Genomic DNA, 13,439 nt, shown 5'->3' on the forward strand with positions numbered 1-13,439 from the left:
ATATTGCTATCGGAGGTCACTCACTCAAAATACTGACGAATCTCTTTCGAGATTACGTTTAATATATTTTGTGCGAGCGTTATAACGTATATTTTGAGCATCAGGCCCGAAGGCCTGGGCATATCGTCAAACGCCCACACTTATCGACTGTTGATTTTTAAAGATCGCTGCCTTGTTTGTTCGACGAAGCGTTGTGTTCGTCATCAGCAGAGAAGCGAGATTATGCGGTACAGCGTGCAACTCGTCAACCCCTTCTTTTTTCTCGTTTCGCTTCGCTGATTTGTCAGCGTTGCGTTGCGAGGGACAGAACTATAGCAAAGGGATCGCTGTACCGCAAGGGCTGTTTTACAGTCCCTCGAAATTCGGGGTGCGTTTTTCCAGGAAGGCGTACATGCCTTCGCGCTGTGCGGGGGTGCCGAAGCCCGCATGGAACAGGCGGCGCTCGTAGTTCACACCTTCGCTCAGCGTAGTTTCAAAGGCGCGGTTCACGCAGTCCTTGATCTGCATGGCAACGGAGACCGGCATCTGGGCGATGCCTTGGGCAATCTCCAGCACAGATTCGATCAGCTTGTCAGCAGGGACCACACGCGATACCAGGCCGATGCGCTCGGCTTCAGCAGCGTCAATCATGCGGGTCGTCAGCAGCATGTCCATGGCTTTCGCCTTGCCGATGGTGCGCGGCAGGCGCTGGGTGCCGCCGGCGCCCGGGGTCACGCCAACCTTGATTTCCGGCTGGCCGAACTTCGCATTATCAGCGGCAACCAGGAAGTCGCACATCATCGCCAGTTCGCAGCCACCGCCCAGCGCGAAGCCAGCCACGGCGCCGATTACCGGTTTGCGTACCTTCAGGATGTGCTCCCAGTTGCGGCCAATATAGTTGTCGCGGTGGGTGTCCTGGTAGGTGTAGTCCTTCATTGCGGCGATGTCGGCGCCGGCGGCAAAGGCTTTCTCACTGCCGGTCAGCACGATCACGTGGATCGCCGGGTCTTTTTCGAACTTGGCGAAGGCCTCTCCAAGTTCATTCATCATATTGTCGTTTAGGGCATTCAGCGCCTTTGGACGGTTCAAGCGGATCAGTGCCACTTTGTCATGCACTTCTACGAGCAGGTCCTGGTATTCCATTTATTCTCCTCCAGTCGGTTAACTATCGGGCAATTGTAGCTGTTGTGATCGAAGCGCGCGCCTATGAATCCGGGGCAGACCTACACTGAACCAGGGAATTTGTCAGGAGAACCGCCATGTTCAAATCGATTTTGCTGCCCACCGACGGCTCGCAACTTTCGGAACGGGCAACCCAGACCGCGATCGAGTTTGCCAAAATCCACGGCGCGCGCATTACTGCGGTGTCCGTGGTCCAGCCCCTGCCCTTCGTACCATTGGCCGATGCTGTCGTGCTGCCAAATGCCGGCGTGTTCGACCAGGAAGTGCGACGTAGCGTCCAGGCCGGCCTGGACAAGGTGCTGGCCGCCGCCAGCGCCGCCGGCGTCGAATGCGAGGCGGTGATGGGCGAGGCGATCAGCCCCTATGAGGTGATCGTCAAGACCGCGGAAGAGCGCCACTGCGACATCATCTTGATGGCGTCCCACGGCCGCACGGGACTAAATAAACTGTTCCTTGGCAGCGAAACGCAGAAAGTCCTCGCCCACACGCATCTGCCGGTGCTCGTGCTGCGCTAGCGCGCCAGCTTAGGCAGCAGCACCCAGATAGTGCCGCGCTGTTTCATGCGACCGGCAAGATCGGCCGCTTCGGAGCCGAAACCAAAGAACAGGTCGAGGCGAATAGCGCCCTTGATCGCGCCGCCGGTATCCTGCGCCAGCATCAGTCTTTGCAGCGGCAGTTCATCGTCGCCCGGCAACGTGGTGTTCAGGTAGACCGGCGCCCCCAGCGGCAGCTGGCTGCGGTCGATCGCGACGGAACGCTGCGGCGTCAACGGCACGTTCAGCGTTCCTTTCGGTCCCACTTTCGGGTCCGGCAGCTTTTCTTCCTTGAAGAAGACGTAGCTTGGATTGGCGTTGAACAGTTCCTGCTGGCGCGTCGGATGGCCATCGATCCAGGCCTTGATGCCTTGCGCGGTGGCTTGTTCGGTGGTCAGCTCCCCCTTCTGCACCAGCCATTTGCCGATCGACTGGTAAGGGCGGCCGTTCTGGTCGGCGTAAGCAACACGCACGGTGTCCCCATCCGGCAGTTGCACGCGGCCGGAACCCTGTACTTCGAGGAAGAACGCCTCTACCGAGTCATCCACCCATAGCAGCTCATTGCCAGGCAGGCCCGAACGCGTGATTTCCTCACGCGCTGGATAAGGCACGACGCGCTTGCCTTTCAAGCGGCCGCGCACGCGCTTGTTGGCCAGCTCCGGATAAACAGAGCCGAGGTCGATGATGACCATATCGTCCGGCACTTTGTACAACGGTGTCTGGTAAGGGCCGCCCTTCCTGCGGGCGCCGCGCAGTAGCGGTTCGTAATATCCGGTAATCAGGCCGCTATTGCTGCCGTCCGGAGCGACCACCTGGTGCGGCTCGAAGAACGATTCAAAGAACAGGCGGATGGCGGCCTGGCTGTTGCCGTCCACCGTTTTGGCAATGGCGCAAGGCTCTTTCCAATCCGCGCCGCCAGCCAGCTTGGAGCAGGACAGCATGAAGGCCGGCCATGCGGCACGCAGGTCGTCACGGTCCCAGCCCGGCAAGTCGGAAAAACGTGCTGGGATGAACTCGGCCTTGGCAGGCGGGGTCGGCACCGCGGGCGCGGTTGGCTGGGCAGGCGGCTGGGCGGGCGTAGCCGGCACCGTTGGCGTAATTGGCGCAGGCTGCGCCGGTTTGGTTGGCGGGGGCGGCGGCGTAACGCAGCCGGCAAGCACTAACGCGACGGCGGTGGCGCAAACAGGTAAACTACGGCGTGTCAAAAACATGAGGTGTTGTCTATGATTTATCTGATGCTTGAAGCGCTGGTGGCGCTCTTTCTTTTGGTGTTCATCGTCTGGTGGACGCTGCCATCCAACAAAAAGAAGAAGGACGGCGACAAGTAATTAGTGCAGGGTTCGCGGCAGCGACAGCACGAATTCCGGGATCTTGGTCTCGAACTGGTGGCCATCTTCGGCCACGCAGAAATATTCGCCATACATGGAGCCCTGCTGCGTGCGCAATTGTGTGCCGCTGGTGTATTCAAACACTTCGCCAGGCGCCAGCAATGGCTGGTGGCCTACCACGCCCAGACCGCGCACTTCTTCAATATGGTTGTTCGCATCGGTGATCACCCAGTGACGGGAAATCAGTTGGGCCGGCACGGTGCCGGTGTTCTTGATGGTGATCGTGTAAGTAAACACGAAATTGGTGCGGTCCGGATTGGACTGTTCCGGCAGGTACTGGGTGCGTACCTCGACCGCAAACTCATACTGGGCCATAAGGGTTTCCTTCATAACAATTGGGCAATTCTAGTCCAAGCAATCGGACAGTGTCCGCACGGCAGCGTAAAATAACGCATCTTTTTTCACTGCCGACCAGCCATGACCACTTTCCGTATCGCTCCGAGCATCCTGTCCGCCGACTTCGCCCGCCTGGGTGAAGAGGTTCGCAACGTTGTTGCCGCAGGCGCCGACATCATCCACTTCGACGTCATGGACAATCACTACGTACCGAACCTGACCGTCGGCCCGCTGGTATGCCAGGCGATCCGCCCGCATGTACAAGTGCCGATCGACGTGCATCTGATGGTCAAGCCGGTCGACCGCATCATCCCTGATTTCGCCAAGGCTGGCGCCAACATCATCACCTTCCACCCGGAAGCGTCCGACCACATCGACCGTTCGCTGCAACTGATCCGCGACAACGGCTGCAAGGCTGGCCTGGTATTCAACCCGGCCACCCCACTGAGCTACCTGGACCACGTGATGGACAAGATCGACATGATCCTGATCATGTCGGTGAACCCAGGCTTCGGTGGCCAGTCGTTCATCCCGCAGGCACTGAAGAAGATCGCCGAGGCGCGCCGCCGCATCGACGAATCCGGCCGCGACATCATGCTGGAAGTCGACGGCGGCATCAAGATCGACAACATCAAGGCCGCGGCAGAAGCAGGCGCCGATACCTTCGTGGCCGGTTCCGCGATCTTCGGCCAGCCCGACTACAAGGCCGTGATCGACGCAATGCGCGTCCAACTGGCTTCGGTGTAATCGTATGGCGGCGGTCCTGCGCGGCGTAAGGGCCGCCATCATTGACCTCGACGGCACCATGCTCGACACGATGCCGGACTTCGAGGTGGCCATCAACCTGATGCGCGAAGAACTGGGCCTGGCACCTATTGGCGTTGAGCAGATCGAACTGATGGTCGGCAAAGGTTCTGAAAACCTGGTGCGGCGGGTGCTCGCACTGGATTACGGCGAAGAAGGCGTGGAACGCCTGTTCGCGCAGGCGATGGAAGCTTACCAGCGCCATTACCTGGTCATCAACGGCCGCCACAGCGAGGTATATGCCGACGTGGTGGCGGGCCTGCAGGCGATGAAGGCCAATGGCCTGCGCCTGGCCTGCGTCACCAACAAGCCGGTGGCCTTCGCCAAACCGCTGCTCGCACTGAAAGGCCTGGATGGTTATTTCGAAGTGCTGTTCGGCGGCGATTCCTTCGAAAAGAAGAAGCCGCACCCCATGCCATTGCTGAAGGCCTGCGAGCATTTCGACCTGCCGCCAGCCCAGGTGGTGGCGATTGGCGACTCCTCAAACGATGCCGAAGCGGCCCGCGCGGCAGGCTGTCCTGTGCTTACCGTGCCATATGGATATAACCACGGAGTGGGTATACACGAAACAGATTCCGATGGTATAGTTGACACGCTTCTTCATGCAGCTGAACTGATTTCAAGCGCAAACTAACGCAAATGTTTCTCAACAAAAGACACAATGTAACCCACCGGGGCTCGATTGAGGCCTGGCTGTGGCGACGCTGGCAATCCTGACCTAGTCCTGATTGCTGTCGGCGCACGCGCATGTGTTCCGACAGGTTTTTTGTAACCTGCCGCCCCCACCTTACCCTGCGGCGGAACGGAGAGACACATGACCGAACTCGAATTCAAATCCCTGGCCGCGGAAGGCTATAACCGCATCCCTCTGATCGCGGAAGCTTTCGCCGACCTGGAAACCCCACTCACCCTGTACATCAAGCTGGCCCAGACCCAGAACTACGGCAAGAACACTTTCCTGCTGGAGTCGGTGGTGGGCGGCGAGCGCTTCGGCCGCTACTCCTTCATTGGCCTGCCGGCCAACACCATCCTACGCAGCACCGGCAAGCTGACCGAAATCGTCCGGAATGGCCAGGTAATCGAAACGCACGAAGGCAATCCCCTCGAATTCATCGAGCAGTACCAGGCGCGCTTCAAAGTCGCCGTGCGTCCCGGCATGCCCCGTTTCTGCGGCGGCCTGGCCGGCTACTTCGGCTACGACACCGTTCGTCATATTGAAAAGACGCTGGCCAGGACGCAGCCGAAGGACGACCTGGGCCTGCCCGAAATCCAGTTGATGGTGACCGAGGAACTGGCCGTCATCGACAACCTGTCCGGCAAGTTGTACCTGATCGTCTACGCTGACCCGCAACAGCCCGAAGCCTTCTCCAAAGCCCGCCAGCGCCTGAAAGACCTGCGCGCGCTGCTGCGCCGTGGCGTCGATGCGCCGGTGACGACGCCTTCGGTGCGCACCGAAACCATCCGTGACTTCGCCAAAGAGGATTACCTGAAGGCGGTCGGCAAAGCACATGAATACATCCTGGCCGGCGACCTGATGCAGGTGCAGATCGGCCAGCGTATCCGCAAGCCTTACGTGGATTCGCCGCTCACGCTGTACCGCTCCCTGCGTTCGCTGAATCCTTCGCCGTACATGTACTTCTACAATTTCGGCGACATGCAGATCGTCGGTGCGTCGCCGGAAATCCTGGTGCGCAACGAGACCCTGCCGGACGGCGAGAAGAAAGTGACGCTGCGCCCGATCGCCGGCACCCGCCCGCGCGGCAATACGCCGGAACGCGATGCCGCACTGGCGGAAGAACTGCTGAACGATCCGAAGGAAGTAGCGGAACACGTGATGCTGATCGACCTGGCGCGCAATGACCTGGGCCGCATCTCCGAAATCGGCAGCGTGAAGCTGACCGACAAGATGGTGATCGAGAAGTACTCGCACGTGCAGCACATCGTCTCCAACGTGGAGGGCAAGCTGAAGAAAGGCATGTCCAACCTGGACGTGCTGCGCGCGACCTTCCCTGCCGGCACCCTGACCGGCGCGCCGAAAGTACGCGCGATGGAAATCATCGACGAACTGGAAATCTGCAAGCGCGGCATCTACGGCGGCGCCTGCGGCTACCTGTCGTTCGGCGGCGAAATGGACGTGGCGATTGCGATCCGCACCGGCGTGATCAAGAACGGCATGCTGTACGTGCAGGCGGCCGCCGGCATCGTCGCCGACTCGATACCGGAAATGGAATGGCAGGAAACTGAAAACAAGGCGCGCGCCGTGCTGCGCGCAGCCGAGCAAGTGCAAGATGGCCTGGATGGGGAGTTCTGAAATGCTGCTGATGATCGACAACTACGACTCCTTCACCTACAACATCGTGCAGTATTTCGGTGAGCTGGGCGAAGAAGTGCGCGTGCACCGCAACGACGAAATCACTATCGCCGAAATCGAAGCATTGAATCCTGACCGCATCTGCATTTCGCCGGGTCCAAAAGATCCGTCGCAGGCGGGCATCTCGCTGGAAGTGCTGAAGCATTTCGCCGGCAAGAAACCAATCCTGGGCGTTTGCCTGGGGCACCAGGCCATCGGCGAAGCCTTTGGCGGCAAAGTTATCCGAGCCAAGCAAGTCATGCATGGCAAAACTTCTCTTATCGCGCATACGGGTGTGGGCGTGTTCCAGGGCTTATCCAGCCCGTTCACGGTAATCCGCTACCACTCTTTGGCAATCGAGCGATCCTCGCTGCCTTCCTGCCTGGAAGTCACAGCCTGGACCGACGACGGCGAAATCATGGGCGTGCGGCACAAGGAGTATGACGTCGAGGGTGTGCAATTCCACCCCGAGTCCATCCTGTCCGAGCACGGCCACGCCCTGCTGAAGAATTTCCTCGACCGCAAATAAGAGAAGGAAGCATCATGGCAATTACGCATCAAGAAGCACTGGTTCGCTGCATCGAACACCGTGAGATTTTCCACGACGAGATGCTGCACCTGTTCCGCCAGATAATGTCCGGCGAAATGTCGCCGGTAATGATGGCGGCCCTGACCATGGGCCTGCGCGTCAAGAAGGAAACCATCGGCGAGATCACCGCTGCGGCGCAGGTCATGCGCGAATTCTCGACCAAGGTACCGATGGCCGATACCACCAACCTGGTGGATATCGTCGGCACCGGCGGCGATGGCGCCCACACTTTCAATATTTCTTCCGCTTCGATGTTTGTCGCCGCAGCCGCCGGTGCGCGCGTGGCCAAGCATGGCGGGCGTTCCGTGTCTTCTTCTTCGGGCAGCGCGGACCTGATCGAATCCCTGGGCGCAAACATCAACCTGAAGCCAGAGCAGATCGCGCAGTCGATCGCGCAGACCGGCATCGGCTTCATGTTCGCTCCCAACCACCACGCGGCGATGAAGCATGTGGCGCCGGTGCGGCGAGAGCTGGGCGTGCGTTCGATCTTCAACATCCTTGGCCCGCTGACCAATCCTGCCGGCGCGCCGAATATCCTGATGGGCGTGTTCCACCCGGACCTGGTGGGTATCCAGGTGCGCGTGCTGCAGCGCCTGGGTGCGCAGCATGCCGTTGTGGTGTACGGCCGCGACAATATGGATGAAGTGTCGCTCGGTGCCGGCACCATGGTGGGTGAACTGGTCAACGGCGAAATCCGCGAGTACGAGATCCACCCTGAAGATTTCGGCCTGGCGATGATCGCGTCGCGCAACCTCAAGGTGGCGGATGCGGTGGAATCCAAAGCGCGTGTGATGGAGGCGCTGCGCGGCGAGCCGGGGCCTGCTTCGGATATCGTGGCGCTGAATGCCGGTACCGCGCTGTACGCGGCAGGCATTGCATCCTCGATCGAGGATGGCCTGGCGCGCGCTCGCAAAGCGGTATCCTCCGGCGCGGCAGTCGCCAAGCTGGAGCAATTCGTGCGCGTTACGCAGGAACTCGGCCGGGAGGGCTAAGCGATGTTCGGCATCCATGACCTGACGCTGTTTGTGATCTCCGGTCTGCTGCTGAACATCATGCCGGGACCGGATTCATTGCTGATCATGGCGCGCAGCGCTACCCAGGGCTGGCGCGCGGGTTGCGCGGCGGCGCTGGGGATTGGCGCCGGCACCATGGTGCATATCGGCGCGGCGGCTCTTGGACTGTCGGCAGTGCTGGCGACCTCGGCGACCGCTTTCACCGTTGTCAAATGGGTGGGTGCGGCCTACATCGTGTGGTGTGGCATCGGGATGCTTCGGACGCGGCTTAAGGCCAGTGAAACCGGCAAACCGGTGTCCGAGCCATTGGGTCAGGCACTGCCCTACCGCAAAATCTTTGCCCAGGGATTTTTGACCAACGTGTTGAACCCGAAAGTCGCGCTGTTTTTCCTGGCCTTCGTGCCGCAGTTCATCGACGCCGATGCGCTCAACAAGCCGCTGGCCTTCCTGGTCCTTGGTTCTATTTTCAATTTCAACGGCATGCTGTGGTGTAACGGCCTTGCCATCTTCACCGCCTTTGCGAGCGCGAGGCTGAAGGTCAAACCGCTGGTGGCGCTATGGCTGAACCGCGTGACCGGCAGCCTGTTCATCGCGCTCGGCGCACGCCTGGCCCTGGCCGAACAACACTGAAAATCATCATGTCCGATATCCTGAACAAAATCCTGGCCGTGAAGGCCGACGAAGTAGCCGCTGCCAAGAAGCACCGCAGCCTGCAATCCCTGCGCGACGAAGTCGAGGGCGACAAGGAACTGCGCGCCGGCCTGCGCGGCTTTGAAGCCAGCCTGCGCCGGAAAATCGAAGCTGGCCAGGCCGGCGTGATCGCCGAAGTGAAAAAGGCCTCGCCTTCAAAAGGCGTGCTGCGTCCAGATTTCCGCCCTGCCGAAATCGCCGGGAGTTACGCCAACGCCGGCGCGGCCTGCTTGTCTGTGCTGACCGACGTGAACTTCTTCCAGGGCTCGAACGAATACCTGCAGCAGGCGCGCGCCGCCTGCGACATTCCAGTCCTGCGCAAGGATTTCATGGTCGACATGTACCAGATCTATGAAGCGCGGGCGATGGGCGCAGACTGCATCCTGCTGATCGTGTCCGCCCTGGACCATGGCTTGATGGCGGAAATGGAAGCCTGCGCCCACGAACTGGGCATGGACGTGCTGATCGAATCGCACGATGGCGACGAGCTGACCGCCGCGCTGGGCCTGAAGAGCCGCCTGATCGGCATCAACAACCGCAACCTGCGCACCTTTGACGTGACGCTGGACACCACGCTCGGCCTGCTGTCGCGCATCCCGCAAGAACGCATGGTGATCACCGAATCCGGCATCATGACCCCGGCCGACGTGCAGCGCATGCGCGAAAGCGACGTGCACGCCTTCCTGGTCGGCGAAGCCTTCATGCGCGCGCCCGACCCGGGGGCCGAGCTGCGCAAGCTGTTCAATTAAACCCGCAACGGTCCGACTTCATGGCGCCGGCGCGGCGCCATTCTGTAAACAAGCCCTTACCGCTAGGCTCGAACATGGTGAGGGACTGGCCGTCGAGGCTAAGCTTGAAGGTCTCGATATGTTCAGCCTTCATCCAGGGCTTGTCAGCCAGCGGCACTTGCCAGACGAAGTTGCGGTTGCGCACCGACCATTCGCCCTGCTCCTCTTTTACTTTGTCTTCCTGGCCTTTCAAGGGCAGCACAAAGTAATTGCCGTCATCGCGCATCACCACCCTGCCATTCGGACCGATCTTGCTGGATTCCCAGATGCCGACAATGGCGCAAGGCTGCGAATGTTTACCGAGCATTGCGTCGACATATTTTTCCGCCGCCTGTTTTCCCAGGCCGACCAGGCTTGCCACGCCCAGCGCTGCGAACAAGCCGATCGCGGTGGAAGGCAGGATGCCGGTACTGCCGCCGCGCAGCCGGACGATGTCGTCGTATGAAGCGCCGAACCAGCCGGCGCCGACTTCATTGTCGCGCAGCGCCACTTTGCCGCGCCGTATCATCAGGAACAGGATCAGGATATTGGCGAGCGGGATGATGATCAAGGCCATCGCAATGATACGCATCACGATATTCGATCCAGCCCCCTTCGCAATCCGGTACACGCCAGCCATCGCCAAAGCTGTAACCAGCAGTGCCAGGGCAGGCCTTGGCCAGCCGGCCAGGTTGCGGATGAAATAAGCGGCGACCAGGTAAAGCACGGTTGCATAGACCGTCAGGCGCAAGCCATCGGCCAGCATGAACAGGCGCGGGTCGGCCCCGGTATCAGCCACCGCATGCGATTCCGCCTCGGGCTCGCGGCGCGATCGCGGCGGCATGGCCGCTCTGGCGCCCGCAGGTTCCAGCGAAAGGCCAGAAGCGGCCACGGTTTGCTTTACTGCGGCGGCTCGCACTGGCGGCGGGCTTGGCGGCGGCGGTTCGGAACGCACTACGCGGCCGGGCTCCAGTGCCAGCGTAGCGTGGCAGCCAGCGCGCTCCTTCAGCGCGTCCACATAGTACTGGGCCTGGGCGCGCAGCACGCCTTTCTTGACCACCGTGCGGCGCCCGCCCGACAGCAGCGCCAGCATTTCCGTGATCGGCTTGCTCTGCACGGCTGCCAGGCGCTGGGCAGCATCGCCCAGCGTCACACCTGGCGCCGGGCCCTCCAGCACAACCTGGTAGGTGGCGGGGCGATGCACTTCGCCGGACTGGTTATCCACCACGGTCAGGCCCATTTCGCCGGCAAGATAGAGCAGGTGCGGCAACACTTCATGCTTGCGGCTGTCCACGCTCAGGCGGCCGGCATCACCAACAAAATGGCTATCCGACCAGGGAGTATCCGGAAAAAGGGCCGTCAACGCGTCGCGAAAACGCTTCAGCAAGGCGGATGGCGGCTGCCCTCCGCAGTCTTGCCACAGCTTGTTCATAAAGGGGAAAACGTCCAGGTCTGCTTCCGGAGCTGCAACCGACGCCAGTTGAATCTGATAACTCATGCAATTTAATTAAACTATTTTCAATCCATGTTAAATTACTATAAGGCAAAAATAAAGACAGGAGAGACATGAAAACGACAACTCGCCTGGTCATCCTGGCCGGCCTGGCAGGCTTTTACTTCTACGCGATCGCACCAATGTTGTTCGGCGTATCACAAGCACGCGAAAGCGCCGGCCAACCGATGGCTGCCACGGAACGCAAGCAGATGATTGCGCTGATGTTGTCCCGCCTGGATGCTTATTACATGCTGCCGGAAAAAGCCGCTGAAATGCGGAAAGTGGTTGAAGCTGCCGAAGCAGCGGGCAAATACGAGGGCCTGACCGCAGGCGCCCAACTGGCCAATGCCCTGACCAACGATTTGCGCAGCGTCCAGAGGGACCATCACCTGTATGTCGAATACAAGTCGATCGTGCTGGATCCCGAAGTTCCGCCGCTAGGCTCGAAACCGGAGCCGGGCCCCGACCAGGGCATGCTGGCGGCCGGGCTGCGCTCGGTGGAAGGACTCATCCGTGATTTCGGGGTGACGCAGGTATCGGTCCTGGACGGCAATGTCGGCTACCTCAAGCTGAACGGCTTCCTCGAGCCCTACCAGGTTGCGTCGAAATTTGGGTCAGCCATGCGCAAGTTGCACGATACGCGCGCCATGATCATCGATTTGCGCAATAACCACGGCGGTTCTGGCGAGTCGGTTCAGCTCTTGGCCAGCTACTTCTTCGACCAGCGCACGCGCCTGAACGATGTCATCTTCCCGCGCGAGGGGGTGACTGTGGAGGGCTGGACCAGCGAGCAGCTGGATGGCCCGCGCTACGGCCAGAACAAGCCTGTTTATATCCTGACCAGCCGCGGCACTTTCTCCGCCGCCGAAGATTTCGCCTACGCGCTGCAGCAGCAAAAACGCGCTGTCATTGTTGGTGAATCAACGCGCGGCGGCGCCAATGCTGTGGAGTTATTCAGGCTGTCGGACCATTTCCGGTTCTGGGTGCCGACTGCGCGCGCACACAACGTCCTGAGCAACGGCAGTTGGGACACAACAGGCGTCAAGCCTGACCTGGCCATGGCGGCCAATGAAGCGCTGCTGCGGACGCAGGACCGGCTGGCAGCGCAACGCTGACCAGCCGCCGCCATCTCAAGGCATGTAATTGATGAAGACGAAGCCGCCGCCTGCTGCCAGGACCAGCAAGGCGAGCAGCAGTTTGGTGGAAGGCAGCATGCCTTCGCGCCCGCCCAGTTCGCGCACTTCGTCGGCATCCAGCAAGGCGTTGCGGGTGGTGAGTCCGTTTTCTTTCAGGACGCCCGCCGCGCGGAAATAGCTGAAGGCGGCCAGCAGGCTGCCGACACCTGGAATCAGGGCCAGTGGCGCCAGCACCAGGCGGAACAGGGTGGAACCGGTCGCCTGGCCGAGCTGGAAGACCGAGATGGCGCCCAGCACATTCATCGCCAATATCAGCGCAATCAGGTAAGGCGACTTGAGGCGAAGGACCATCACCAGCAGCAGCACGGCAATGCTGATCGCCAGCGCCCGCGCGGCCATGCGCTGGGACTCTGCGGCCTTGAACATGTTTTCATCAGGCCCGATGCCGACACTTGTCGGTTCGTCAAAGCTGGTGACAACCAGGGCTGGTGCTTGCGGCGCGCGCACCGCTGGTGCGCTTGGCGCCTTGCTTGCGGCAGTCGCTGGCGCCCTGGGGGCAGCCTTGGAGGGCGACTTGCGCGGTTCCGGCGAGACCGAGGCACGGCAGCTGGCCCGGTCGCGCAAGGCAGCCACATATACGTCGGCCTGCGCGCGGGTAAGGCCTTTCTTGACCAGGGTGCGGCGGCGCGAATGCAGCAGCAGCACCATTTGCGGCAGCGGCTGGTTCATCAGATCCGCAAGCTGGGTCGCGGCGACTTCAACTTCCACCCCTTCCAGCGGGCCTTCCAGCACCACCTGGTAAGCCTGCGGCCGGTGCACGGCGCCATTTTGCTCGTCCACCACCGTCATGCCAAGGTCGCTGGCGATGCGCAGTACGTGAGGAATCACTTCGTCATGGCGGCGCGTGATCGCAACGCTGCCATAACCGCCCTTGAAGTTTTCTGCCAGGGGGCCGTCCGCCCATGGGCAGTCATCAATGGCCTTGTCCCCGGCGCCATAGCTGCTCAGGCAGGGGAAAAGCTTCAGGATGGCATCGCGAAAACTCTTCAACTGCTGGGATGGCGCAATGCTGATGGTTGCGCCGGCAATCTGTTCCAGGAAAGGGAGCACTTCCGCATCGTTGGCGGGAACTTCGCGCGCGACGATGTGCAGTAGATAAGTCATAAATTAAACGTCA

At 60.7% G+C, this 13,439-nt stretch carries 14 protein-coding genes; 9 read left to right on the forward strand and 5 right to left on the reverse strand.

What is annotated here, in order from left to right; genetic code table 11:
* Window positions 1-345 precede the first annotated feature (345 nt).
* Window positions 346-1,122 (reverse strand): enoyl-CoA hydratase, encoded by a 777-nt coding sequence (locus ASD58_RS24685; protein ID WP_057264164.1) that lies wholly within the window; start codon window positions 1,120-1,122, stop codon window positions 346-348.
* A gap of 116 nt (window positions 1,123-1,238) precedes the next feature.
* Between ASD58_RS24685 and ASD58_RS24690 the strand changes: the two genes are divergently transcribed.
* On the forward strand, window positions 1,239-1,676 hold the full coding sequence (locus ASD58_RS24690; RefSeq protein WP_057264166.1) for a universal stress protein: 438 nt from the start codon (window positions 1,239-1,241) through the stop codon (window positions 1,674-1,676).
* Here the strand turns inward: ASD58_RS24690 and ASD58_RS24695 are convergent.
* On the reverse strand, window positions 1,673-2,905 hold the full coding sequence (locus ASD58_RS24695) for a murein transglycosylase A (RefSeq protein ID WP_057264168.1): 1,233 nt from the start codon (window positions 2,903-2,905) through the stop codon (window positions 1,673-1,675). The genes ASD58_RS24690 and ASD58_RS24695 overlap by 4 nt on opposite strands.
* A 117-nt stretch (window positions 2,906-3,022) precedes the next feature.
* On the reverse strand, window positions 3,023-3,397 hold the full coding sequence (gene apaG, locus ASD58_RS24700; RefSeq protein WP_057264170.1) for a Co2+/Mg2+ efflux protein ApaG: 375 nt from the start codon (window positions 3,395-3,397) through the stop codon (window positions 3,023-3,025).
* Window positions 3,398-3,499: 102 nt separating this feature from the next.
* Here apaG and rpe point away from each other — a divergent pair, with 102 nt between their 5' ends.
* The 7 genes from rpe to trpC all read left to right on the forward strand — a co-directional run bounded on the left by rpe (window position 3,500) and on the right by trpC (window position 9,613).
* The gene (gene rpe / locus ASD58_RS24705) at window positions 3,500-4,165 is read left to right on the forward strand and encodes a ribulose-phosphate 3-epimerase (RefSeq protein WP_057264172.1); all 666 of its coding nucleotides are present in this window, start codon (window positions 3,500-3,502) and stop codon (window positions 4,163-4,165) included.
* A gap of 4 nt (window positions 4,166-4,169) precedes the next feature.
* Complete coding sequence (locus ASD58_RS24710; protein WP_057264174.1) at window positions 4,170-4,856, forward strand: phosphoglycolate phosphatase; 687 nt, start codon at window positions 4,170-4,172, stop codon at window positions 4,854-4,856.
* A gap of 180 nt (window positions 4,857-5,036) precedes the next feature.
* The gene (trpE, locus tag ASD58_RS24715; RefSeq protein ID WP_057264176.1) at window positions 5,037-6,533 is read left to right on the forward strand and encodes an anthranilate synthase component I; all 1,497 of its coding nucleotides are present in this window, start codon (window positions 5,037-5,039) and stop codon (window positions 6,531-6,533) included.
* Window position 6,534: 1 nt separating this feature from the next.
* Window positions 6,535-7,101, forward strand: a complete 567-nt coding sequence (locus ASD58_RS24720; RefSeq protein WP_057264178.1) for an aminodeoxychorismate/anthranilate synthase component II — start codon at window positions 6,535-6,537, stop codon at window positions 7,099-7,101.
* A gap of 14 nt (window positions 7,102-7,115) precedes the next feature.
* Window positions 7,116-8,153 (forward strand): anthranilate phosphoribosyltransferase, encoded by a 1,038-nt coding sequence (gene trpD / locus ASD58_RS24725; protein WP_057264180.1) that lies wholly within the window; start codon window positions 7,116-7,118, stop codon window positions 8,151-8,153.
* A gap of 3 nt (window positions 8,154-8,156) precedes the next feature.
* Complete coding sequence (locus tag ASD58_RS24730) at window positions 8,157-8,804, forward strand: LysE family translocator (RefSeq protein ID WP_057264182.1); 648 nt, start codon at window positions 8,157-8,159, stop codon at window positions 8,802-8,804.
* An 8-nt stretch (window positions 8,805-8,812) separates the two neighbouring features.
* Window positions 8,813-9,613, forward strand: coding sequence for an indole-3-glycerol phosphate synthase TrpC (gene trpC, locus ASD58_RS24735; protein ID WP_057264184.1), 801 nt, complete (start codon window positions 8,813-8,815; stop codon window positions 9,611-9,613).
* Here trpC and ASD58_RS24740 read toward each other — a convergent pair.
* Entirely contained in the window at window positions 9,606-11,129 is a 1,524-nt protein-coding gene (locus tag ASD58_RS24740; RefSeq protein ID WP_057264186.1) for a hypothetical protein, read from the reverse strand. The genes trpC and ASD58_RS24740 overlap by 8 nt on opposite strands.
* Before the next feature lie 68 nt (window positions 11,130-11,197).
* Here ASD58_RS24740 and ASD58_RS24745 point away from each other — a divergent pair, with 68 nt between their 5' ends.
* Complete coding sequence (locus ASD58_RS24745; protein WP_057264188.1) at window positions 11,198-12,241, forward strand: S41 family peptidase; 1,044 nt, start codon at window positions 11,198-11,200, stop codon at window positions 12,239-12,241.
* 15 nt (window positions 12,242-12,256) lie between these two features.
* Here the strand turns inward: ASD58_RS24745 and ASD58_RS24750 are convergent, their stop codons facing one another.
* Window positions 12,257-13,426, reverse strand: coding sequence for a hypothetical protein (locus ASD58_RS24750; protein WP_057264190.1), 1,170 nt, complete (start codon window positions 13,424-13,426; stop codon window positions 12,257-12,259).
* Between the last annotated feature and the right edge of the window lie 13 nt (window positions 13,427-13,439).

Origin of the sequence: Duganella sp. Root1480D1 (genome assembly GCF_001427305.1) — a bacterium.
Classification (GTDB): domain Bacteria; phylum Pseudomonadota; class Gammaproteobacteria; order Burkholderiales; family Burkholderiaceae_D; genus Rugamonas.

Excerpts from the sequence above, each read along its gene's own strand:
- ASD58_RS24685 (WP_057264164.1), bottom strand. The coding sequence starts at position 1,122 with ATGGAATACCAGGACCTGCTCGTAGAAGTGCATGACAAAGTGGCACTG.
- ASD58_RS24690 (WP_057264166.1), top strand. The coding sequence starts at position 1,239 with ATGTTCAAATCGATTTTGCTGCCCACCGACGGCTCGCAACTTTCGGAA.
- ASD58_RS24695 (WP_057264168.1), bottom strand. The coding sequence starts at position 2,905 with ATGTTTTTGACACGCCGTAGTTTACCTGTTTGCGCCACCGCCGTCGCG.
- apaG (WP_057264170.1), bottom strand. The coding sequence starts at position 3,397 with ATGGCCCAGTATGAGTTTGCGGTCGAGGTACGCACCCAGTACCTGCCG.
- rpe (WP_057264172.1), top strand. The coding sequence starts at position 3,500 with ATGACCACTTTCCGTATCGCTCCGAGCATCCTGTCCGCCGACTTCGCC.
- ASD58_RS24710 (WP_057264174.1), top strand. The coding sequence starts at position 4,170 with ATGGCGGCGGTCCTGCGCGGCGTAAGGGCCGCCATCATTGACCTCGAC.
- trpE (WP_057264176.1), top strand. The coding sequence starts at position 5,037 with ATGACCGAACTCGAATTCAAATCCCTGGCCGCGGAAGGCTATAACCGC.
- ASD58_RS24720 (WP_057264178.1), top strand. The coding sequence starts at position 6,535 with ATGCTGCTGATGATCGACAACTACGACTCCTTCACCTACAACATCGTG.
- trpD (WP_057264180.1), top strand. The coding sequence starts at position 7,116 with ATGGCAATTACGCATCAAGAAGCACTGGTTCGCTGCATCGAACACCGT.
- ASD58_RS24730 (WP_057264182.1), top strand. The coding sequence starts at position 8,157 with ATGTTCGGCATCCATGACCTGACGCTGTTTGTGATCTCCGGTCTGCTG.
- trpC (WP_057264184.1), top strand. The coding sequence starts at position 8,813 with ATGTCCGATATCCTGAACAAAATCCTGGCCGTGAAGGCCGACGAAGTA.
- ASD58_RS24740 (WP_057264186.1), bottom strand. The coding sequence starts at position 11,129 with ATGAGTTATCAGATTCAACTGGCGTCGGTTGCAGCTCCGGAAGCAGAC.
- ASD58_RS24745 (WP_057264188.1), top strand. The coding sequence starts at position 11,198 with ATGAAAACGACAACTCGCCTGGTCATCCTGGCCGGCCTGGCAGGCTTT.
- ASD58_RS24750 (WP_057264190.1), bottom strand. The coding sequence starts at position 13,426 with ATGACTTATCTACTGCACATCGTCGCGCGCGAAGTTCCCGCCAACGAT.